The organism is Amycolatopsis sp. NPDC104587 (genome assembly GCF_055583645.1).
This window is the reverse complement of record NZ_JBVJNO010000009.1, coordinates 342,401-363,920: the sequence shown is the minus strand read 5'-3', so window position 1 is coordinate 363,920 and position 21,520 is coordinate 342,401. Positions and strand designations below refer to the sequence as shown.

18 protein-coding genes are annotated in these 21,520 nt (G+C 74.0%); 5 read left to right on the top strand and 13 right to left on the bottom strand.

Features of this window, described 5'->3' with window-relative positions:
* The first annotated feature begins 47 nt into the window (after positions 1-47).
* The 4 genes from ACZ61C_RS29090 to ACZ61C_RS29075 all read left to right on the top strand — a co-directional run bounded on the left by ACZ61C_RS29090 (position 48) and on the right by ACZ61C_RS29075 (position 2,727).
* The gene (locus ACZ61C_RS29090; protein ID WP_465311025.1) at positions 48-599 is read left to right on the top strand and encodes a dihydrofolate reductase family protein; all 552 of its coding nucleotides are present in this window, start codon (positions 48-50) and stop codon (positions 597-599) included.
* 4 nt (positions 600-603) lie between these two features.
* A complete protein-coding gene (locus tag ACZ61C_RS29085) occupies positions 604-939 on the top strand; it encodes a YciI family protein (RefSeq protein WP_465311024.1) in 336 nt (111 codons plus the stop codon).
* Complete coding sequence (locus ACZ61C_RS29080; RefSeq protein WP_465311023.1) at positions 936-2,162, top strand: RNA polymerase sigma factor; 1,227 nt, start codon at positions 936-938, stop codon at positions 2,160-2,162. The genes ACZ61C_RS29085 and ACZ61C_RS29080 overlap by 4 nt, the downstream gene beginning before the upstream one ends.
* Positions 2,163-2,259: 97 nt before the next feature.
* Positions 2,260-2,727 carry an SRPBCC family protein gene (locus ACZ61C_RS29075; protein ID WP_465311022.1) on the top strand — a complete coding sequence of 156 codons (468 nt, stop codon included), beginning with the start codon at positions 2,260-2,262 and terminating at the stop codon, positions 2,725-2,727.
* A 197-nt stretch (positions 2,728-2,924) separates the two neighbouring features.
* On the opposite strand, the gene ACZ61C_RS29070 is transcribed toward ACZ61C_RS29075, so the two are convergent.
* Positions 2,925-5,204, bottom strand: a complete 2,280-nt coding sequence (locus ACZ61C_RS29070) for a TolB family protein (protein ID WP_465311148.1) — start codon at positions 5,202-5,204, stop codon at positions 2,925-2,927.
* A gap of 128 nt (positions 5,205-5,332) precedes the next feature.
* Here ACZ61C_RS29070 and ACZ61C_RS29065 point away from each other — a divergent pair, with 128 nt between their 5' ends.
* A complete protein-coding gene (locus ACZ61C_RS29065; protein ID WP_465311021.1) occupies positions 5,333-6,655 on the top strand; it encodes a COG1470 family protein in 1,323 nt (440 codons plus the stop codon).
* A 14-nt stretch (positions 6,656-6,669) separates the two neighbouring features.
* On the opposite strand, the gene ACZ61C_RS29060 is transcribed toward ACZ61C_RS29065, so the two are convergent.
* From ACZ61C_RS29060 to ACZ61C_RS29005, 12 genes are all read right to left on the bottom strand, one after another.
* Complete coding sequence (locus tag ACZ61C_RS29060; protein WP_465311020.1) at positions 6,670-7,296, bottom strand: helix-turn-helix transcriptional regulator; 627 nt, start codon at positions 7,294-7,296, stop codon at positions 6,670-6,672.
* Between the two features lie 105 nt (positions 7,297-7,401).
* A complete protein-coding gene (locus ACZ61C_RS29055; protein WP_465311019.1) occupies positions 7,402-10,182 on the bottom strand; it encodes an AAA family ATPase in 2,781 nt (926 codons plus the stop codon).
* A 226-nt stretch (positions 10,183-10,408) separates the two neighbouring features.
* Positions 10,409-10,936: a phage tail protein gene (locus tag ACZ61C_RS29050; protein ID WP_465311018.1), complete on the bottom strand. Its 528-nt coding sequence runs from the start codon at positions 10,934-10,936 to the stop codon at positions 10,409-10,411.
* 16 nt (positions 10,937-10,952) lie between these two features.
* Positions 10,953-12,302, bottom strand: coding sequence for a discoidin domain-containing protein (locus tag ACZ61C_RS29045; RefSeq protein WP_465311016.1), 1,350 nt, complete (start codon positions 12,300-12,302; stop codon positions 10,953-10,955).
* Between the two features lie 26 nt (positions 12,303-12,328).
* Positions 12,329-14,275, bottom strand: coding sequence for a putative baseplate assembly protein (locus tag ACZ61C_RS29040; protein WP_465311015.1), 1,947 nt, complete (start codon positions 14,273-14,275; stop codon positions 12,329-12,331).
* Between the two features lies 1 nt (position 14,276).
* On the bottom strand, positions 14,277-14,681 hold the full coding sequence (locus tag ACZ61C_RS29035) for a GPW/gp25 family protein (RefSeq protein ID WP_465311014.1): 405 nt from the start codon (positions 14,679-14,681) through the stop codon (positions 14,277-14,279).
* Between the two features lie 8 nt (positions 14,682-14,689).
* Positions 14,690-16,507, bottom strand: a complete 1,818-nt coding sequence (locus ACZ61C_RS29030; protein WP_465311013.1) for a phage baseplate assembly protein V — start codon at positions 16,505-16,507, stop codon at positions 14,690-14,692.
* Positions 16,504-17,640 carry a phage tail protein gene (locus ACZ61C_RS29025; RefSeq protein ID WP_465311012.1) on the bottom strand — a complete coding sequence of 379 codons (1,137 nt, stop codon included), beginning with the start codon at positions 17,638-17,640 and terminating at the stop codon, positions 16,504-16,506. The genes ACZ61C_RS29030 and ACZ61C_RS29025 overlap by 4 nt, the downstream gene beginning before the upstream one ends.
* The gene (locus ACZ61C_RS29020) at positions 17,640-18,122 is read right to left on the bottom strand and encodes a phage tail protein (RefSeq protein WP_465311011.1); all 483 of its coding nucleotides are present in this window, start codon (positions 18,120-18,122) and stop codon (positions 17,640-17,642) included. The genes ACZ61C_RS29025 and ACZ61C_RS29020 overlap by 1 nt, the downstream gene beginning before the upstream one ends.
* A gap of 7 nt (positions 18,123-18,129) precedes the next feature.
* Positions 18,130-18,765 (bottom strand): hypothetical protein, encoded by a 636-nt coding sequence (locus ACZ61C_RS29015; protein ID WP_465311010.1) that lies wholly within the window; start codon positions 18,763-18,765, stop codon positions 18,130-18,132.
* A gap of 1,841 nt (positions 18,766-20,606) precedes the next feature.
* Positions 20,607-21,011, bottom strand: coding sequence for a phage tail assembly protein (locus ACZ61C_RS29010; RefSeq protein WP_465311009.1), 405 nt, complete (start codon positions 21,009-21,011; stop codon positions 20,607-20,609).
* Positions 21,012-21,042: 31 nt separating this feature from the next.
* A complete protein-coding gene (locus tag ACZ61C_RS29005; RefSeq protein WP_465311008.1) occupies positions 21,043-21,510 on the bottom strand; it encodes a phage tail protein in 468 nt (155 codons plus the stop codon).
* Positions 21,511-21,520 lie beyond the last annotated feature (10 nt).

The following is a 21,520-nucleotide window of genomic DNA, read 5'->3' as shown; positions in this document are numbered from 1 at the left end:
CCGCGCCCCACTCTCGGAGCACAGCAACCGAACCCCGGGAGTGTCCGATGCGCAAGATCGTCAACTCGACCTACGTCACCCTCGACGGCGTCGTCTCCGACCCGCACCTGTGGTCGCTGGACTACTTCGACGAGGCCGCCGCCGCGTTCGCCCTCGACCAGCTGCGCGCGAGCGACGCCCTGCTGATGGGGCGGGGCACCTACGACGGGTTCGCCCAGGCCTGGCCGGCCCGCAGCGGCGACGAGTTCAGCGACACCATGAACAAGATGGCCAAGTACGTCGCTTCGACCACCCTGACCTCGCCGGAGTGGAACAACACGACTGTGCTGTCCGGTGAACTGGCGGGCGCCGTGCGGGAACTGAAGCAGGCGCCGGGCGCGGACATCCTGATGTACGGCTACGGTCCCATCGCCCGCGAGCTGGTCACGCACGGGCTGCTCGACGAGCTGCGGCTGTGGATCCACCCGGTGCTGCGCGGCGCCGGCGAGCAGCTCCTCGGTGAGGGGGTGAGCGGCGTGTTCGGCAAGGTCGAGACCCGCGCGTTCGCGAGCGGCACGGTGGTGCTCGTCCTGTCGGAGCCCGGGACTGCGCTTGAATGACGTCATGAAGTACGTCTTGCTGATCTGCGACGACGAGGTCGACGCGCCGACGAACGAGCAGCTCGCGACCGATCCGGTCCACACGGCGTGGCTGGCGGACCTCGACCGGCGCGGCCGGGTCAGTGGCATGGCGCGCCTGCGCCCGGTGGCGAGCGCCACGACCGTCCGGGTCCGGCAGGGAGAGACCCTGATCTCGGACGGTCCGTTCGCCGAGACGAAGGACTTCGTCGGCGGCGTCGTCATCGTCGACTGCGAGAACCTGGACGAGGCGGTCGCGATCGCCGCGGGCCATCCCTACGCGCACCGGGGCTGCGTCGAGGTCCGCCCCGTCTGGGAATGAGCGCGGACGTCCGGGCGGCGGTCGAGACGGCGTACCGGGAAGAGTGGGGCCAGGTCGTCGCGACGCTGATCGGCGCCACCGGGAACTGGGACCTGGCCGAGGACAGCGCGCAGGAGGCGTTCGCGGCGGCGCTCACGGCGTGGGCGCGCGACGGCGTCCCGCACAATCCGGGGGCCTGGCTGACCAGGACGGCCCGCAACCGGGCGACCGACCGGATCCGGCGGGAGACGGTCGGGGCGGCCAAGCTCCGGGAGCTGGCCGCGTGGGAGCCCGGCCAGGTCCCGGCCGTCGCCGAGCCGGAGGACATCCCGGACGAGCGGCTGCGCCTGATCTTCACCTGCTGCCATCCCGCGCTGCCGCTGCCCGCGCGGGTGGCGCTCACCCTGCGTACGCTCGCCGGTCTCACGACCGCCGAGATCGCCCGGGCGCTGTTGTCCGCCGAAACCACCATGGGGCAGCGGCTGAGCCGGGCGAAACGCAAGATCCAGGACGCCGGCATCCCGTACCGGGTGCCGCCGGCGGAACTGCTGCCGGAGCGGCTGGCATCGGTGCTGGCCGTGTTGTACCTGATCTTCAACGAGGGCTACGGCGAAGCGGACCAGCGGGCGCTGGCCACCGAGGCCATCCGCCTGGCCCGGGTCCTGACGGCGCTGATGCCCGCGGAGGCCGAACCACGCGGCCTGCTCGCCCTGATGCTGCTGCACGAGTCGAGGCGCGCCACCCGCCTGCACGACGGCGAACTCGTCATCCTGGAGCACCAGGACCGGTCACGGTGGGACGGCACCCTGATCGACGAGGGCGTCCGGATCCTGGGCGAAGCCCGGGCGATGCGCCAGACCGGTCCCTACCAGCTGCAGGCGGCGATCGCGGCCTGCCACGCGACGGCGCCGGACGCCGCGGCGACCGATTGGGCGCGGATCGCCGGGCTGTACACGGACTTGAGCGAGCTGACGCCGTCACCGGTGGTGGAGCTCAACCGCGCCGTGGCGGTGGCCATGGCGGACGGCATCGCGCCGGGCCTGGCGCTGGTGGACGCACTGGCGGAGTCCGGCGACCTGGACGGCTACCACCTGCTGCCGGCGACCCGCGCGGACCTCCTTCGTCGCGCCGGTCGCGACGCCGAAGCGCGGGCGTCCTACGAGCAGGCGCTGGCGCTGGCCCCGTCCGGACCGGAGCGCCGCTACCTGGCCAACCGGCTGCTCGAGCTGACGCCGGAAAACTGACCGAAGTTTTTTCGCGGCGGGACGCAAAGCCGGCTCCCGCCGTTCGTCGGTGGGTCACCAGGGTCCGCTGGGACCCGCACCGACGACAGGAGCAGCCGTGAACGACTACACCACCACCTTCACCGTCCCCAACCCCGCCGCGGAGGTCACCGACGCGATCAGCGACCCCCGTGCCTGGTGGATGACCGACCTCGCCGGCACCGCCCGGCAGGTCGGCGACGAGTTCTCCTTCGAGGTCCCCGGGGTGCACTATTCGAAGCTGAGGGTCACCGACTTGGTCCCGGGCGAGCTCGTGGTCTGGGAGGTCGTCGAGGGCAAGGTCTCGTTCGTCGCCGACCAGGACGAATGGACCGGCACCCGGATCCGCTTCGAGATCTCGCCCGCCGCGGAGGGCACCGCTGTCCGCTTCACCCACGTCGGCCTGCGCCCCACGGTCGAGTGCTACGAGGCGTGCTCCGGCGCGTGGAACCTCTACGCGGGCGCGAGCCTCAGGGACTTCCTCGTCACCGGCGCCGGGCAGCCCAGCTCCAACCCCGACGAGGTCACCTTCCGGGAAAACGCCTGAAACCCCGGGAAAGGGCGGCCGCGGAGGCAGCGGAAGAGCCGGAAGAACCCGCACCTGCTCGACCGGCGACTCCGGCTGCTCCAGCGCAGGTCGGTGAACCGCAGCTCGGCTTCACGCCGGGACGGCGCGGTCAGCGTTTCGTCGGGTGTGCGGTACGAGGATTCCGGCCGCGATGGCGGCCTGATACCGCTGAAACCTCAGCGCCGCGAAAGCAGTCCGGGGGGCTGGTACGTGCCGCCCGTGATGAGGAGGTCCGCCTCCGTCGTCAGGTTCGTGTCCGGTGGTCCGCTCACCTTCAGCCGGACCGCGCCCGGGACCGCGTGCTGCAAGATCACCATCGGTACCGAGAATCGGCCGCGTGCGTCGGTGCGCAGTATCGGCGTCAGGCCTGGCGCCGTCAGCGAGAGCTGGTGATCCGGCGGGAAGCCCGAGCCCGACAGCGTCGTCACGCGGCCGCCGCCGGTGACCGCCGGGGTCGTGGTCACCGACGGGCGAACGCCCGTGGCGGTCAGGCCCGCGATCCTCGGTCCGGCCGGGTCGTCGGTGGTGATCAGCAGGGCGCCCGGGCGGGGGCCGCCGCCGCGGGGGACCGACGTGATCCGCACCTCGCAGGTCTTGCCCGGGGCCAGCACCGCGCCGGCGCACCCGCGGTCCAGGACGTAGTCGCCGGGGTACAGGCCGGGCCCCGTCAGCAGGCCGAGGTCCCGGATGGTCAGCGGTGCGGTGCCGGACGCCAGCAGGAGCACCGTCTCGGGCGGGCTCGGGGTGAGGGCGAGCCGCTCGCCGGGGAACGTCAGCTCGGCCGGTGACACCGAGAGCGCGGCCGCCGGCGCGGGGCCGCGCGCGCCGCGCAGCGGCACGGTCAGCACGCCGGTGTCCGTCGTGATCGTGAGCTCGCCCGTCACCTCCGTGCCCGGGGCGGGCGGGGTGAACCGCACGGAGATCACGCATTCCCCCGTCTCGTGCAGGACCACACCGCCGCAGTTCTGGGCCGGGTGGACGTCGAACGCCCCGCCGGTGGTCACGGTCCCGAGGTGGAGCGGGCCGAAACCGTTGTGCCGCACCGTGACCGTCCGCGTCACCGGCTCGTCAGCCACCCCGAAGTCGACCGCGTCCGCCTGTGCCTCCGGGCGGAACGGCCGCGCGAACACGTCGGTGGCGGCGTTCCGGTCGCCGGGCACCAGATCGGGGGCGGCCGAGTCGAAGGTCACGACCGAACCGTCCGCGGACAAGCCGACCGACGTCGAGGCCGGAACCGGCGCGCACGCCGTGCCTTCCGTTCGGCAGTCGCGCGTGGCGGCGGGCTCGTCCGGCAGCGGGGGCAGGCCGGCGGCGGCCCGGTCGGCGTCCACCCGCAGGTCGCGCACCAGGACCCGGCCGTCCGGATCGTCGGCGGCGTAGGCCAGGTAGCGGCCGTCCGCCGACAGTGCCGGCTCGGCGGGCGGGGCGGGCGGGGCGGGCGTGGCCACCGTGGTCTTCGAGACCTGCCCGCCGTCCACCCCGCGAGTGACCACCCGCAAGGCCGGCGGCGCGCCCTCGAGGTAGGCGATCTCCCGGCCGTCGGCGGAAAGGGTCCCGCCACCGGCGTCCCCGATCCCGGGATCGTCCACTCTGGACATCCGGCCGCCGGGCAGCTCGGCGACGTACAGGGCGTTCTGGATCGGCGGCCCGGCGAGCGCGGCGGGTCGCACCGCGCGCGCCAGCGAGGTGCCGCAGTAGGACGCGCACACCTTGACCGGCACCAGCACGTGCGTCCCGTCGGCGGACACCCTCGCCCGGCCGATGCCGCCCTCGACGTAGGTCGTCCCTTCGCTTTCGGGCAGCAGGACGCGCACCGCGCCGGGGGCGGGCGCCGACAGGCGGCCCTGGGCGTCGCGGACCAGCGCGGCCGTCACCGTCACCGGGTTGCCGTAGGTCGTCGTTCTGCTCCAGGCGATCGTGCCGGCGTCGGCGGACACGCTGGGCAGGCTGTCCGCCTGGCCCCCGTCGGCCGGCATGGTGGTGTACCGCACGTCCGGCGCGCCGGACGGGAGCGGTTCGTCCGGCACGCCGTCACCGTCGGGATCGCGGTCGGCGACGACCACGCTCCGCCCGGAGCCGTCGCCGGTGTCGAAGGCGACGTACCGGCCGTCGGCGGAGATGGCCGGGTGGGCGCCACCGATCCCGTGGCTGAGGAACACGGTCCGGCCCTGCTGCCGGTCGCGGACGTAGACGTCGAGCACGCCGGGCGTGGCGAGCGGGTCCAGGCCCGCGGCCGAGTCGAACGCGACGTACCGGCCGTCCGCCGAGACGGCCGCGTCCTGCGACGGCGCGAACGGCGCCCCCGGACCGCCGTCGGTCCGGACCGACACCAGCTCCGGGTCCTGCGGCGGCAGCGCCGTGGCCGCTGGGGCAAGCGCCACCGCCACCGCCACCACACCCGCCGTGACCACAGCGGTGCGTCGTCTTGTCGCCGAAAAGGCCTGTCCGCCAACCATCACGAGGCGGACGGTACGGGGGCGGTGGCCGCCGACGGCGGTTTTGTCCCCATCGGGCAACGGGAAGTGCCTGAGTTGGCCGTCCGAAGCAGCTGCCGGGCCGGTGCCCGGGCTCCCATAGTGGGCGCATGACTGTTGCCGCGAACCTCAGCTCCACCACGACGACGGTGGACCCCGGCGAGAGCGCGCGCTGCGACCTCGAGGTGCGCAACGACGGCGCCGTGGTCGACCAGTTCTCGGTGGAGCTGGTGGGGGACGCCGGCGCGTGGGCCACCGCGGAGCCGGCCACCATCAACCTGATGCCCGGCACCTCGGGCACGGTCACGCTCACCTTCGCGCCGCCACGGGCCAGTTCCGTCCCGGCCGGCGCCGTCCCGTTCGGCGCGCGGGTGCGCTCGCGGGAGGACCCGGCCGCCGCCGTGGTGGCCGAAGGCGAAGTGTCCGTCGGGGCCTTCACCGAGACGACAGCCGAGCTGGTCCCCGCGCGGCGGCACGCCCGGCGCCGGGCGCGGTACCGGCTCGCGGTCGAGAACACGGGGAACCAGCCGGTCGCCGCCGCGATCTCGGTGTCCGATGTGGACGGTGACGTGCTGGAGGTCCGGGCCGACCCCGCGACGCTGACCGCGGCGCCGGGCACCGTCACCCTCGTCAAGGTCACCGCGACCGCGCGCAAACGGTTCCTGCGCGGCGAGCCGAAGACGCACCCGTTCCGGCTGAGCGTGTCCGAACCGGACCGTGAAGACGCCGAACCGATCGACTGCGCCGGCACGATGGTGCAGGAGCGGGTGCTGCCCAAGTGGCTGCTGCCCGCCCTGGTCGCGACCGCCGTGCTGGCCGCGGCGTTGGTGACGTTGTGGTTCACCGTGCTGACCAAGGCCGTCGCGAGCATCGCGACCGAGCAGGTCGCTCCGGTCGTGTCGCAGGCCAACGAAGCCGCTGTGCAGGCGAAGGACGCCGCGGCACGGGCGGGCGCGGCGGCCGCCCAGGCGACCGGCGGCGGGAGTGGCAAACCCGATGCCGCCACCCCGCCCGGGGGGACCGCGCCGAGCACCACCGGGACTCCCGGGGCGCCGGCGACGTCCGCGCCGCCGCCGGCCGCCGCCGCGACGGCGCCGATCGACTTCCGGATCGCGACCCAGGCGAGCCCGGTGACGGACAACGCCTACCAGCGGTTCGTGTTCACCGCGCCGGCCGGGCGGTCGCTGGCGCTGGGGGACATGCTGCTGCAGAACCCGCGCGGGGACAGCGGTTTCCTCCGGATCGTGCTCGGCGACCAGGTCCTGCTGGAGTCCGGGCTGGCCAACTTCCGCGATCTCGACTACCACTACGTCAACCCGCTGCACGTCGACCCGGGCAAGCCGGTGGTCGTCGAGGTCAACTGCGTCACCCCCGGCCCCGGGGCGGCGGCCTGCACACCGTCGGTGTCGTTCTCGGGCGTGAGCGCCGGCTGACGCCCGGGAGCGCTTCAGATCAGGCCTTCGCGCAGGGCGTAGGCCACGGCGTGCGTGCGGTTGCGGAGGCAGAACCGGGTCGTGACGCCCTGCAGGATGTTCTTGACGGTCCGGGGCGAGAAACTCAGGTTCGTCGCGATCTCCTCGGTGTCGAGGCCGTCGGCCACCAGCCGCAGCACGTCGGTCTCGCGCGGGGTGAGACCGACCAGGGTGAGGCCGCGGGGGGTCAGGACGTTGTGCTGCAGCCGGGAAACCTGCTTGAGGAGCTTGGCCACGACGTCGGAGGGCAACGCCGCTTCGTCGCGCGAGGCCTTGCCGATGACGGTGACCAGCCGCGCGGGGGTGACCTCGGCGCGGCGCAGCACCGCGCACACCCCGACGTCGATCGCGGTCAGCAGCGCGCCGTCGTCGAGCGTCCCGGTGATGAGGACGCACTTGCGGGCCCCGGCCAGGTTCAGCGCCCGCAGTTCCCGCATCGTGTCGTCGTCCATCGTGTCGGCGGCCACGACGACCACGGTGTCGGCACCGACCTGGCGGCGCTCGACGACGGCCAGCGAGCTCTCGTGCCGCAGCTGGGCGACGAGGCCGTGTCCGGTGAGCGCGTCGGATGCGTGCACGTGGACGGGAATGCGCGGGTTCATGTGTTGCTCCTTCTGCCGGGCTGACCCCAGCATGCGCGAACGGGCAGCCCCGAGTCCCTGGGGACGTGCCCTAGCGCTCGGTCCTGGGGTCCCCGGGGGACCCGTTCAGGACGCCGTGCCCACGGCCGTCCGGTGCGCCGCCAGCAGCTCCCGCAGCTGCCGACGGGACGAGATGCCGAACTTCGCGTAGATGTTGCCCAGGTGGTACTCCACCGTTTTGGTGGTGACGAACAGCTGTCCGCCGATCTCGCGATTGGTCAGCTGCCGGTCCACCAGGTGCGCCACCTCGGCCTCGCGGTCGGTGAGCGCCGACAGGATGGCCGCCGACGGACCGTGCCTCACGCCGCACCGGGCGAGATCCTCGTCCACGCGCTGCTCGTACGGTGTCGCGGACAACGTCGCGAAGCGGAACTTCGCCGACTGCAACCAGTTCGCCGCATCTCGGCGGCGGCCCGCGGCGAGCAGCCGGCGGCCGTGGTCGTGCTCCCACAAGCCTTCGGCGAACGGAGACGCGGGTGCGTCCCCGCGCTCGTTCTGCGCCGGGATGGGCAGGTCCGCACCGTGGTGCCCGGCCAGCAGGGCCGCCAGCCGGGTGACGGTCACCGCCAGGTACGGCGCGCCCTCGGCCGCCTTCCGCAGGATTCGGAGGTGGCGCTCGGCGAGGTCCGGCTCGTCCGCGGCCAGCAGGGCCTCGACGAGCAGCGGCCGCCACCACAGGCTCCACCAGGTGTGGTTGCCGTCCCGGTCGTCCGGTTCGAGCATCTCGGGCAGCCGCCGGAACGCCGCGAGTACGGCGGCCAGATCACCCTGTGCGTGCCGGAGGATCGCTTCGGCGAGCGCCGCGTTGCGCAGGTCCTGCGGGCTGCCGAGCCTTTGCGCGTAACGCTGTGCGAGCCGGACGTGCTCTTCGGCGGTGGCCCACTCACCGCGTCCGGCCGGCACCAGCGTCGCGCAGAAGTGGCGCAGCACATGGTTCTGTGGCTGTTCTTGCTCGTCCGCGAACGACAGCGACTGCCGCATCACGATGGACGCCTGGTCCCACTCGCCCAGCTGGTAGTGGCAGGCCGCCAGGTAGGCGTACGGCGTGGTGCCGCCGATGAGGAAGGTCCCCGACCGGTGCCGGGCGACGAGGCTCGTCAGGTCCCGCTTCGCTTCGGTGAACCGGCCCAGCATGACGAGGATGCCGCCGCGGCAGGACAGCGAATCCAGCTCGACCGAGGGCACGGCGCCGGGGTTGCGCGGCAGGTGCGTCAGCTCGCCGAGACCGGCCGCCATGCCCTGCTCTCGCGTGACGGCTACGGCCAGGAGCACCCGGGTGTAGTCGGCCAGCAGGGTGGGCAGCCCGCCCGTCGTGAGCGCGGACCGCGCTTCGCGGGCGGCGCGGGCGCTGTCACCGCCGCCCCACGTGGTGGCGGCGGACAGCAGTGCGGCAGCCGTGCTGTGGATCCAGGCCTCGGCCGCCGGGTCTTCGCCGGGGGCCAGCGCCTGCTCGAGCAGCCGGACGCTGAGGGCCCACTGCCCGTCCAGCAGCAACGCCGACAGCCCGAGGAACAGCGACCGCAACGGCGAGGAGGTGAAACTGGCCGCCAGGGTGGCGAGCGGCCGCGCGCTGTCGCGGTCCTTGCTGAACATCACCTGCACACCCGAGGTCAGCAGCCGGCGTTCGTAGCCCGCCCGATCCGGCGAGAGGTCGGCCGCCCAGCGCAGGTAGGCGGCCGCGGCACCGTGCCGGCCCGCGGCCGCTTCGGCCGCCGCCGCGGTGTCGAGCTCGGCGGCGAGACCGCTGTCGGAGCTCGTGCAGGCGGCCACCCGGTGCGCCCACGCACTGCCCTGGTCGACGACTTCGGCCGCACGGCTGTGCAGGGTGCTACGCCGGGCGGGCGTGAGGCTCTGGTAGATCGCCTCGCGCTGCAGGTCGTGGGCCAGCGCGACGGGGCAGACCGGATCGTCCGGCCACCACTGGACCAGACCGGCTTCGATGGCGGGCCGCAGCGCTTCGGTCGGCCGCGCCGTGCGGCTGATCCGGGCGACCCGGGCCAGCGGGCTCCGTACTCCGAGCACGGCGAGGGCGTCCAGCAGCTGCCTCGTTCCGAGCGGCAGCCGGCGCAGGCCGGCGTCGACTGCCGCGACGGCCGAGCGGGGCATCGCCAAAGTCTGCGTCAGGTCGGCCAGCCGGTCGGCCGGGATCTCGGACAGCAGCGTCCGCACCAGGAACGGATGACCCGCGGTGTAGTTCCGCAGCCGGTCCACCGCCCCCTCCGGCAGCGCGTTGCCGAGCACGAACCGCGAGAGGTCCGCGACGTCCGCCGAGCCGAAGCCGCCGAGGTCGATCAGCAGCGCGTCCGGGCAGCTGCGCCGCAGCCGGTCGAACACCGGGCCGGACTCCGGGTCGTCCGGCCGGGCGGCCAGCACGACGAGCACCTGGTCGGCCCACACCCGGCGGAGCACAAAAGCCAAAGCCTGCAGGGAGGCCGCGTCGGCCCACTGGACGTCGTCGACGACGATCGCGACCGCTTCGTCCTCCTGCAGCCGGCCGATCAGGTCGAGCAGCTGGGCCCCGACCACCAGCGGGTTGGCCGCCGTCCGCGGCCGGCCGTTCAGCAGTGGCATCGCCGCCCGGACCGCCGCCGGGAGCCGGTGGACCAGCTGGTCCACCACGCCGTAGTCCACGACGGACTCGGCGGCGTCGCAGGTCGCCGGGAGTACGGTGAAGCCGCTCAGCTGCTGGAAGAACCGGCGCACCAGCGACGTCTTGCCGATCCCGGCGCGCCCGCGGACCCAGGCGACCTGCGGCGAGCCGACACGGACCTTGGCGACGAGGTCGGCCAAGGTCGCCAGTTCCTCACGCCGGCCGACGAACCCGTTGGTGCTGGGTGAATGCTGCACGGGACCGGCCTCTCGTCGGCGAACCTGGGAAGCCGGCCACCCCCGCGGCCACCGGTGCCGACGCCGGACGTCCCCGACCGAGGCTAGCCCGAAAGGCCGAACCCGCGTAAGCCCATTCGCTCCAGTGCCGACGACCCCCAGGTCAGCGGCGGCTGATCACCCCGAGCCACGACTTCCTCCACTGGGGAAACGACGCACCCGGGCCCGGGGGTACGCCGGGCCCGGGTCAGGACGCCCGCGTTTCGTGCGGCACGTGGGCGGGCTTCGCCGCGGCGACCGTCTCGTCGAGCACCACGAGCGTGTCCTGGTCCACTGTGGTGGCTTCGACGAGCAGCCACGGTTCCCCGGCGTCGTCCGGCCCGTCGGTCGGGGCGGCCGACCACCGCACGCCGCCGCTGTCGGTGACCCGCACGGCCGATCCGGTGAGCAGTTCCAGCTGCGCGCGCAGCCCGGCCACAGTGCCGCGCCGGGCGTGCAGCGGCACCGCCCCGGCCACCGCGGCCCGCCGTCGCTCCACCGGCCAGCCGGGGCCGGCCGCCACGCCGACCCAGCCGCCGAGCCAGCCGAGGAAGTCCTCCGGCGCCAGCGCCGGATCCACATAGGCGTCGAGACAGTCCAGTGTGGAGATCACCGGCGCGATCAGCTCGTCGAGCACGGCGGTGAGCCGGCCCAGCACGGGGTCGTCCCGGAAGACCGACGGCATCAGCTCGAGCATCGGGTAGGGCGTGCCCAGCCCGCTTGCGGTTCCGCGCACGATGGCTCCTTCGCTTTCAGAGAGCGGAGAACAGTTCGATTTCGGTGACGGCGACGGTGTCGGACTGCTGGGCGCCGTGGACGTCGAGCACCTGGATCCGGACGGTCTGCGCGCCGGCGGCGTGGGTCAGCACCAGCTGCTGCGGTTCAGGGGTGTCCCGCAGCGTGACGGTGTCGGACTTTTCGTTGGAGTAGGCCAGGTTCACGATCGACGGCCGGTTGGTCGCGGTGAACTCCCGACCGGCGCCGCCGGTCACGAGGAGCTTCACCAGCGTGGTCGGCTTGCCGAGGTCGATGGTCAGGCTCGGCTCCCGGTCCCGGGACCACGGCGCGGCCCAGTAGGTGTTGCTGAACGCGTCGAACGCGGCGGTCGCCGGGTGACCCGGTGTCTCGGCGCTCGCCTTGACCGAGACGGGCCGCACCGGGACGAGCGCCTGGTCGACGGCTTGCGCGACGTCCTGCTTCACCGCGCCGAGCCGGTCGAGGACCATGGTCCGCAGCGGCGGGTAGAGCCCGACGAGCAGCCCGGCCACCAGGAGCACGACCCAGACACCGCGGCGCACGACCTTCACGGACGTGCGCACCGAGCGGCGGACGCGCCCCTGCGCCGGGTGCCCCGGCCGGGAACCGGCCGGCAGGACCCGCGGGCCGCGCCGGCGCGGCACGAGCCGCCGGTACCACGGCCGGCGCGCGACTTCCGCCAGCCGCAGCGAATGGCCGCACCGGTGGCAGAACTTGCGGGACGCGACGTTCCCTTCACCGCACTCGCCGCAGATCAGGTCACCCGGTTTGGCGCGGGTGACCGGCGCGGCCCGGACCACCCGGGGTGCGGCGGGCGCCGGTTCCTGCGGCGGGACCTCGGCGCCGGCGCGGTCCGCGTCCCGCAGGACGGGCGCGACCAGCGCCGCCTCGGCCGTGACCGGCGCGGCTGTCGGCGGTGCGGGCGGCGCAGGCGGCGGTGGCGGCGCTGCCGATCCCGGCGGGGCGGGGACCGGTGGGGTTGGTGGCACAGGTGGGGGTGGCGGGGCCGCCGACCAGGCGGCGGCGGGCGGCGGAGGGGGCGGAGGCGGAGGTGGGGGCGGAGGCGGTGGTGGCGGTGCGGGGGCCGGCGGTGACGCCGCTTCGGCCGGAGCGGTGTCGGCCGGTGGCGCGGGGCGGGCGTCGGGATCGGCGGGCACCTCGCCGATCGCCGCGGCGACCAGCCGCCTGAACAGCCCCGGCCGCGGCGGCACGACCGTGACCACAGCCGGCTCCGCCGGCTCGGCGACCGGAACCTTGGCCCCGGTCCACTCGAGGAAACAGCCGCACGAACCGCAGAACGTGTCGCGGTCGGCGTTGCGGTGCCCGCAGTCGTTGCAGATGATCATCCGGTACTCCGAGTGGGTCGGGTGGTTCAGCGGGTCTCGACGCGGACCTGGTGGTCATAGGAGAAAACGAGGCTGTTGGCCGTCAGCTCGACGCGGGTCACCTCGTCGCCGCGCTCGCCGGTCACCGGGTTGGCGGTGAACAGCCGGACCTCGTCGACGAAGTCGACGCCGCGCACCCCTTGCAGCCGGGCGTGCAGGTCGCCGATCCGGACCGGGTGCCCGAACGGCCAGCCGTCGCCGTCGGGGCCGCCGCCGGGCAACGGGTTCAGCAGGCCGAACAACGCCTCGACGGCGTCCCGGCGGACGGTGCCGGGATCCGCACGGCGCCGGGCGACCAGGCGCGCGGCCACCGTCACGCCGCGGTAGCGCGGCGGCTCGACCAGGACCCGGGTGCCGATCAGCCGGACCTCGTCCAGCCGCTCGGCCAGGCGCGCGAGCACGGTGTCCGAGGGCACCAGGTCCGGGAACCGGATCCGGCCGTCTTCGGCCGCGGCGGCGGGCACGACGAGCACCTTCACCGTGCCCGCCGGGACGTCCGCGCCGTCGGCGGTGATGCAGCGCACCCGCGCCGCTTCCGGGACCGCCTGCGCCGCGATGGCTTCGTAGTCCTCGCCGGTGACGGCCCGGCCGCGGGTGCGCAGCAGCATCGGGGCCCGGTCGCGGCCCTGGGCGAGCGTCTCCTGGTCGTTGCCGCCCTGGGCGGACCGGCGGTTGCCGACCCCGCTGACGAACGGCACCGACGACCGCAGCGTCGTGATCGTCCCCGCGGCCACGTTGCCGTGGGCGCCGCCGCCGACGGCGTACCGCCGCACGCGGACCGGCGCGTCGCGTGGCGGAACCGCGCCGTACCGCCGGATCGAGCCGTCCGCCAGCCGCAGGGCCGGGCCGAACCGGATCTCGCCGGTGACGGCGTCGAGCCGGAAGTGCCGGTCACCGGGTCCGCTGCCGGTGAAGTCGGGTACCTCGCGCCACTCCTGCCAGCCGTCGTCGCCCGCCACCTCGACGACCACCGGGAACCCGGCGGCCACCACCGGTGCGGAAGTGAGCAGGAAGATCTGGCCGGCGACGCCTTCGCCCTGTCCCAGCCCTTCGTGCTCGATCAGCTCGGCGTGCGTGGCCGGGCCGGACACCCCGACGGTGCACGCCGACACGCCGGTCACCGTCGGTGCGGCGGTGTACCCGGGACGTCCCGGCGGCGGCTCCACCACCCGGGCCCGCAGCCACCCGGCGCGGTCCCCGCCCTCGACGCCGGTGTGGTGCCCGTCCGGCACGTGCAGCACCACGGCGCCGGGGCGGTTCAGGCCGCCGGTCCCGTCCTCCTCGACGGCGCACCGCGTCCACTCCGTCCCGGTCCACGCTTCCCAGACCAGGGGCGGAAAACCGGGATCGACGCCGAGGCCTTCGACGTGGCACGTCAGGTCGAGGCGCACCGCACACCCGGGAACGGCCCGGTCGAGCCCGATCAGCAGTTCGTCGCCGGCCGACGGCGGTTCGCCGAACGCGGGGAACGGCGCGCCGCCCGGGTCGCGGGCGACGCCGTCCTCCTCGCCCGAGACCCGGGTGCGCACGTGCGCCACCCGGCACGGCACCGCGGTCAGGTCCGCCGTGGTGGCGAACACGACGGCTTCGGAGCTTTCCGTGCGCGGGGTCGCCGCCTGGGTGCCGCGCTCGATGGTCATCGGGGTGTTCGCCGCCGTGCTGAGCCAGAACGTGAGCCGGACCCGCGCGGCCGACGGCGGGCGCAGCCGCAGGCCGATCAGGTCGAGGAACTGCACGTGCAGCCGGTCGGGGACCTGGTTGAGCCGGTGGAGCAGCTGCTCGGTCAGGTAGGCGAACGTCTCGATGAGCGTGACGCCGGGATCGGACGGGTTCAGGTCTGTCCACTCCGGACAGTTGAGCCGGATCAGCCGCTGCGCGTCGGCGAACAGGTCGTCGAAGCCGCGGTCGTCGAGGCGGGGTGCGGGCAGTGCCATGTCAGTCCTGGTCGCCGTCGGGACGGGTGTCGAAGGGAAACGTGAGCTCGGCGCGGTCGCCGGTGGCGCGCACCGTGTAGGTCACGTCGACGCGGAGCAGCCCGGGCACGTCCGGTTCGGGTCCGGCCCGCACCTGGTCGATGGCCACCCGCGGTTCCCACTGCACCAGCGCGCGGCGCACCTCGTCCGCCAGCTCGGCGGCGGTCTCGGCGCCGGCCGACCGGAACACGAAGTCCCGCAGCCGGGACCCGAAGCCGGGCCGGGCCGGGCGTTCGCCGGGGTAGGTGGCGAGGATCAGCCGCATCGACTGCTCCAGCTTCGCGGTGCCGCCGGTCATCGACAGGCCACCGTCGGGATCGACGCGAGCAGGGAAGTTCCACCCGGTGCCGACCTGGTCCGTGCGCATCACGACTCCTAGTTGAGCTTGATCGGATTGCCCTTGATCTCCACCGGGCCGCTGCTTTCGATCTTCACCGCGGCCTGGGCGCGCAGGTTCAGCTCGGCGCCGCCGTCGATGTTCACGCGCCCGCCGGCGCCGGCGTGGATGTCCACGCTGCCCGCGGCTCCGCACTCGATCGTCACCTTGCCCGCGCCGGCGCCGGGCGACGCGCGGACGGCGACCGTCCCGGCGACCGCGTCGATCCGCAGCGCGAGATCCCCCGGGCCGGTGCCGACGACGATCTCCGACGCGCTCGGTGACCCGCCGGAGCCGGGCGGGAGCTCGTCGTGGAACGCCAGCCGGTTGCCGGTCGGGCTGACCATCCCCCGCCACACCAGGGCGCTCGCCGCCGCGGCCGTGCGCACGGGCTCGCCGCCGACGGTGTGCTTGCTGTGGTCGGAGACGATCCCGCCGAGCACATAAGGCCTGCGCGGGTCGCCGCGTTCGTGCCCGACGAGCACCTGGTCGCCCACCTCGTGGCCGAACACCGTGCCGCTGCGGGTGCCCGCGCCGGGCTGGGCCACCGGCGCCCAGTCCGTTTCGTAGCCCGGGGACAGCAACGGCAGCGTGACCTTGACCCGGCCGCGGCGCAGCGGATCGCCGATGTCGCTGACGATCCCGCAGATCAGCCCGGGCAGCTTGGCCGCCGGGGCCGGGCCGCCGGTGGCCAGGCCGAGCAGCGTGCGCTGGTGTTCGCCACTCGCTTCGATTTCCGTGCGGTAGCCGTCGCGGTCGAAGATGTGCCGGGCGGCGGTGAGCACCCACCGGCCGGCGAAGATCTCCGCGACCCCCGACACGGTCACCTCGGTGCCGGCCAGCAGGGCCGGATCGCCGACGGTCTCCCCGATCGCTTCCGCGGCGGTGCCGCCGTGGTGGTCCGCGGCCGGACCGGCCGCCGCGGCCGCCGCGACGGCGATCGTCCGGCCGGTGCCGACCGGCCGGTCGCCGACGACGTGCCCGGCGATCGGCGCGGGCCCGAGATCACCCAGCGCCGGGTTGCCGCGCGCTCCGGGCGCCGGGCGGCGCGCCCCGCCGGCGAACACCGCCGCCAGCCGGGCCGGATCGGCGGTCGCGGGCCCGGAGGCGGCCCCGCCGGCGCGGGAGCTGACCACTTTGGCCGCCAGGGGATCCCACACCCGCAGCTCGGTCTCCGCGCTCTGCCCGGCCGTGCTGACCCGGGGCCGGAAGGCGCGGAGCGTCCGCGGGAACCGAAGCGGCACGGCCGGCGCCGCCGGATCGGGCCGCGCCGAACCGAAGAAGAACCGCCCGTCCCGCATCCCGAAGTCGCAGCCCGCTTCGGCCGCGCGGCCGGAGAGGAAGTCCCAGTCGGTCTGGTTGAGCTGCCCGACGTGGTCGTGCACCACCCGGGTCGGCGTGATGACACCGAGCGCCAGACCGGCGTCCAGCGCGACCGCGCGGGCGATGTCGGCGTCGGTCATGCCGGTGAACGTCCGGGACCGCTGCCCCCGCTGCAGGCAGTGGTCACCGCTGTACCCGCGGACGACGGTGTGGCTCAGCTGACCGTAGACACCTTCGATCGCGGTGACCTCGCCGGTGACGAGCCGTCCGCCCGCGGTGCCGACCGTCACCGTGGTGCCGAGCCCGATACCGGCGACGTCGAGTACCCGGCCGTCGGGATCGAAGAAGGTGATCTCGAACATGTCCGGCCGCCGGCGCCTGCTGTCGACCACGACCAGGCCGACCCGTTCGGCCGCGGCGGCCGGCAGCCGGGTGCGCCCGGCGCCGAGCGCGATCTCCGGCACGACCGTGACCATCCGGCCCTCGGCGGTCATCGCCCGGCCGCCCGGGCGGCCCGGATCGGGTCCGCGTGCCCGCCGGCCGGGACGGGGGCGGGCTTTCCCCGGGCGGCGCCCAGGAACCCGGCGGCCGTCCGAGCGTCCTCGCTCACCGCCTGCAGGGTCAGCGACACCTTCGCGCGGGTGGGCCTGCCGTCCGGGTCGAAGCGCACGTAGGTCACGTCGACCCGGGTGATGATCACCGTGCGGCGCAGGCCCTGCGCGCTGGTCCCGAGGGTCAGCTGGAGGATCTGCGGGCTGAAGTCGCCGGGCTCGTCACCGTCGCCCGCCGGGGCCGGCCGCCCGGCGGACACCGGCTCCAGCCACTTCCACAGCCGGTCGACGTCCCGCTTGACGTCGTCGGCCCCGTCGATCAGGAGATCGTTGACCGTGATGCCGGTCTTGCCGGGCTCGGTCATCTTCGGGTCGTACATCATCCGGTTCGGGCTCGCGGCGTTCTTCAGCCCGACCGTCTGGTCGACCTTCACCGAGTCGGGGGGATACCGGAACACCACACCGGTGCCGCCCGGGCCCTGCGACAGCGTGAGCGCCGCCGTCCGGTCGTGACCGCCGCGGGCGGGCAGGAACCCGTCGTGCGAGAGCACGAGCTTTTCCAGCGCGATCCCGCCGCCGGACGTCGACAGCTGGGGCGCCGTCCAGGACACCGGCGTGACGTTGCGCAGCGTCCATTCGGCCACCGGCTCGGTGCCGGAAGGACCGCCGAAGACACGGATCGTGGCGCTGCAGCCGGTCCGGTCCCAAGGTGGCTTGCCCGGGCCACCCAGCCACGTCCGGCTGACTTCGTCCAGCCAGCTCCGCACGGCGGCCGAGTCGGTGTGGGTCATCGCGCGTTCGAGGGTGACGTCGCCGAAGGTCAGCCGTCCGGGCAGGACGACGTCGGCGCCGTAGCTTCCGCCCACCGCGAGCCGTTCGGCCGCGAATTCGACGCCCAGGCCCGAACAGCTCGCCCAGCCGCCCAGGTCCGTCCCGCCGGAGCCGCCGGTCTCGACGGTCACCGCGAACCAGAGGGTCATCCCGAACTGCTCGATGGTGCTCATCTTCCGCTGGGTCTCGCGGCCGGTGCGCTGGACCAGCGAGACCGGGGCGGACAGCGGTACCAGCCCGGCCATCACGCCCGCCACTGGTCGTCGAGGAAACCCGTGTGAGCGAGCTTCAGCTCCTCGATCGCCGGGCGCGCGGTGGTGGCGTCGAACCCGCTGATGGCCCAGGAGACCGGGAAGATCTGGCGCATCTGCCAGGTGAGCATCGGCCGGCCGGTGAAGTCGAGGACGTGCAGGGCCCCGCTGTAGCGGTCGTTCTGCCGCGGCACGGACGCCAGCCACCGCTGCACGGTCTTGGTGTCCGAGCAGGCAGCGCGCGCCAGGGTGATGTGCTGGTAGCGGACGGCGCCGGGCACGATCACCTCGACGGAGGTGTCCCCGGGCCGGTAGGAATGCTGCTCCCAGTCGACCTGCAGCCCGGAGACCTTGGTCCAGGTCCCGAAGTTGTAGGGCGTGTGGTCGATCTCCACGACGAACCGGTGGGTCATCGCCACCTGTCCGAAAAGGACTTCGGACGCCTTGCCCGCGACCTGCTGCACGGTGGACTTCACGGTCACCTCATCTCGGATCGGCGAGCAGCCCGGACCGTTCCCGGTCGATCAGGAGCTCGGCACGCAGGGTGGTGCGCAGAAACCGGTAGACCCGCCCGGCGAGGTCCTCCAGCACCTGGGCATCGGTCAGGTCGAAGCAGGGTTCGTGGGTTCTGGCGGGGGTTGCGGTCGTCCGGGCCGGTTCCGGTGCGGTGGCGGTCGGTACCGGCGCCGGTGGTCGCGGCCGGGGCGGCGGTGCGGCCGGGTCGGCGAACCCGTGTTCGGCCGTCCAGGTGACCGGCGGTGTCCCGGGCGCCGGAACCGTCCCGTCCGAACCGGGGGCGACCGCCTCGTCGGTGCCGGACAGCACCGGCGACGGCACGCTTTCGTTGCCGAGCAGGGGAATCGGCCGGTCGCCACCGTCGGCCGTCGCCGATGCGCCGTCGAAGCCGGGGCCGGCCGCCGGTGCGCGGCCGCTGCCGGACGGAACCGGACCGCTTCCGGAGCCGGGACGCGGCACGGCAGCGCGCGCCGGTTCGGGGCCACTGCCGGTTCTTGCCCCCTCGCCGAGCGCGCTTCGGTGGGCTCCGCCACCGAAGCCGGAGTTCAGGAGAATCGTGGGCGCCAGGCTCCCGGCGACGCGGAGCTCCCGGAGCGCGGACACGGCGTCACCACCGGACTGTGCGGTTCGCGGTCCGCGCTCCCGCGCGAACACCGGCTCGGTTCCGAGGCCGGGCGTTCCCGCGGGCTCGCTCCCGTGCGTTCGCGCGTCGGTCGTGAAACCGGAGTCCGCCGGGGGCGTGGGTCCGGGAGCCGATGCGCTGCCGAAGGCGGGCCATCGGTCCGGTGCCGCCGTTTCCTCGCCCACCGTGGTCTTCGGCTCGCCGCCGGCACCAGCACGGGGCACGGACCGGCCGGGCCGGCCGTCGAACGACGACGTCGGCTCGTCGGCCGGGTTCGGCCGGATCACCGAGGGTGCGCCTGACGAGGCGAGAGGAGGCGGTCCGGAGCGAGCCGCGGGCACGAGTCCGGCCACCGGCGGGGTGGCCCTCGCCGCCGGGGCGGAGCCGCCCCCGGCTCGGGGCCGGTTCCCCGGCCCGGGGCCTCGGCCGGTCCGCGTGGGTCCGGGCCCGGCACCGGCGATCGGCCCCGCGGCGACGTGAGGCCACACCGTCGGGTCCGGTCCGGTCAGCGGCGCGACGCGGCCCGGCGGCCCGGGGTGGGAGCTTTCCTGACCGGAGCCACTGCGAGATCCGGGACCGGGCTCGTCTTGAGGTTCGGTGTGGGTGGGGGTGGTTCGTGGGTTGGCGTTGTGTTCGCGTCGGTCGGTCGTGGTGCCGGGGGCGCTCGACGGTTCCGGCTGGGGCCCGTCTTGAGGTTCGGTGTGGGTGGGGGTGGTCCGTGGGTTGGCGTTGTGTTCGCGTCGGTCGGCCGTGCCGGGGCCCGGTTCGCCTTGCTGCGCCGAAGCGCCGGGGACGGCCCCCGGCCCGCGTCCGGCCTCGGCTCGAACCTCGGAGTGGTCCGGTTCGAGCCGAGGCCTGGGACCGGCGTCGTCCTCGCTCACCGCGGTGTCCGGCGCGGGGCTGGGGCCGGCCGGTTCCTCCGCACTCTCGGAGCGAGCCCCGGCCGACGGCACGGGATCGGGTCGTTCTCTGTCCGCCGCAGGATCCGGGCCTGGTGCGAATCCGGTCGCCGGCTCCCTGCCCGAGGTGCCGGGGACCGGCGGGACCGCAACCGGAGCCTGATAACCACCGATTCCGCGGCGCCTGCTCTCGCCCAGCGTCGCCCGCCTCGGGGCCCGAGGCGCCGGCCGGGGCGCTTCGACCGGCTCGGCGGACTCCGCCGGTGAGAACGCCGGCAGGGTCTGCAGCGCCAAGCCCATCGGCATCGACTCGTACTGCGCCACCAGGCGATCGAAGTCCGAAAGGCTGGTGAACGGGGCCGCCGGTTCCCGCGGCTCGCCCAGATGGTCCTCGTCCGCCGTGGTCAGCACCGCTTTTGCCGCCGGTTCCGGCACCACCGGCACCGGCCGGGGCGTCACCGGCCATTCGATCGGCGGCGTCACGACCTCGGCCGTGGCCGGTCCGGGCCCGCGTGAGCCGAGCAAGCCGGCCACGCGGCCCGGAGGCGGGGCGTCGAACGGGGTGCCCGGCCGGTGCTCCAGGGTCAGGTGCGACCTGGTCGCCGCGACATCGGGCATGGTCAGCAGCGGCGCGAGCACCGGCGGAACCACCGACACCGTGTACGGCGTCGGCGGCAACGCGGCCCAGTGCCGGGCCGGGCCGGACGACGTCGCGGGCGGCGCCGCCTTGCGCCGGAACGCCCGTGGCCACGACCACCGCATCCGAAGTCACATCCTTTCGCCGTTGCCGGTCAACGCGCCGATCCGGTCGATCACGGCCGACCGGTCCACATGGGACAGATCGAGGATCTCGCCGGGCGGCCAGTGCAGGTGGTAGCCGACGTACACGACCTCTTCCCACAGCCGGGAAGCCGGGTACGCCGTCAGCGTTCCCCCGCCGCATCACCGGCGACGTTCACCACGAAGTCGTGCCGGCACGCCGGGCAGCGCACATCCGCCTCGGTGGAGCCGTCCTGGTTGATCCGCCGGTAGACGTCCTGCAGGAACGCGAGATCGGACGCGAACAGGCTCTCCACGGTCAGCGAGTCGACCGCGGGCAGCGAACCGAGCCGGGTGATCGTGCGTTCCAGCAGCAGCACGGTGAGGTAAGCGGGGTTCTGGCGCACCCGCGGATCGGTCTGGGTGCTGATCTCGTCGCGCGCGGTCGCCAGCCGCATGACGCCTTCCCGGTGCACCACGCCCGCCTGGTCGACAAAACCGCGGGGGAGCGCGAACGGGTAGTCGGTGCGCAACGCGGCCGATGGCGCGCCGGAGAGAGACGTGGACATCGTCGTCGCCTTCCTGGTCGGGACGGAACGGTCACTTGACGGTCGGAACGACGATTTCCTCGCACACGATCTTGCATTCGATGGCCGGTACCTGGGAATCGCCTGCCTTCATCGCGTTGACGACGATTTCGGAGCACCAGCCGTTGACGATCTGGTAGACGATCTGGGCCTGGTTGTCGCCGGACGCGTCGAGCACGGTGAGGAACCCGCTGCTGCGGGCGCCGGGCATCCCGTGCCGGGCCATCGCGTGCCAGGCGAGCAGTTTGGCGTTGCCGTCCGCGTCGAGACCGCGCTTGAGCGTGATCGTCGGCGGCTCGGTCTTGCCGAACTGCTTCGTGTGGTGGGTGAATCCCTTCTCGTCGTTGAAGATGTACTCCTGCGGACTCACCTTGGATGTGATGCCGGACAGTTCGGAAAAGGCGATCTTGCCCAGGTTCTCGAATTCGATGAAGAACCGGGCCGCGCTGATCACCTGCTGCTGCATGGTGCCGGAACCCACGGTGTGCTCC

Excerpts from the sequence above, each read along its gene's own strand:
- ACZ61C_RS29030 (WP_465311013.1), bottom strand. The coding sequence starts at position 16,507 with ATGACCGCCGAGGGCCGGATGGTCACGGTCGTGCCGGAGATCGCGCTC.
- ACZ61C_RS29090 (WP_465311025.1), top strand. The coding sequence starts at position 48 with ATGCGCAAGATCGTCAACTCGACCTACGTCACCCTCGACGGCGTCGTC.
- ACZ61C_RS29085 (WP_465311024.1), top strand. The coding sequence starts at position 604 with ATGAAGTACGTCTTGCTGATCTGCGACGACGAGGTCGACGCGCCGACG.
- ACZ61C_RS29060 (WP_465311020.1), bottom strand. The coding sequence starts at position 7,296 with ATGAACCCGCGCATTCCCGTCCACGTGCACGCATCCGACGCGCTCACC.
- ACZ61C_RS29070 (WP_465311148.1), bottom strand. The coding sequence starts at position 5,204 with ATGGTTGGCGGACAGGCCTTTTCGGCGACAAGACGACGCACCGCTGTG.
- ACZ61C_RS29040 (WP_465311015.1), bottom strand. The coding sequence starts at position 14,275 with ATGGCACTGCCCGCACCCCGCCTCGACGACCGCGGCTTCGACGACCTG.
- ACZ61C_RS29025 (WP_465311012.1), bottom strand. The coding sequence starts at position 17,640 with ATGGCCGGGCTGGTACCGCTGTCCGCCCCGGTCTCGCTGGTCCAGCGC.
- ACZ61C_RS29065 (WP_465311021.1), top strand. The coding sequence starts at position 5,333 with ATGACTGTTGCCGCGAACCTCAGCTCCACCACGACGACGGTGGACCCC.
- ACZ61C_RS29035 (WP_465311014.1), bottom strand. The coding sequence starts at position 14,681 with ATGCGCACGGACCAGGTCGGCACCGGGTGGAACTTCCCTGCTCGCGTC.
- ACZ61C_RS29045 (WP_465311016.1), bottom strand. The coding sequence starts at position 12,302 with ATGATCATCTGCAACGACTGCGGGCACCGCAACGCCGACCGCGACACG.
- ACZ61C_RS29010 (WP_465311009.1), bottom strand. The coding sequence starts at position 21,011 with ATGTCCACGTCTCTCTCCGGCGCGCCATCGGCCGCGTTGCGCACCGAC.
- ACZ61C_RS29080 (WP_465311023.1), top strand. The coding sequence starts at position 936 with ATGAGCGCGGACGTCCGGGCGGCGGTCGAGACGGCGTACCGGGAAGAG.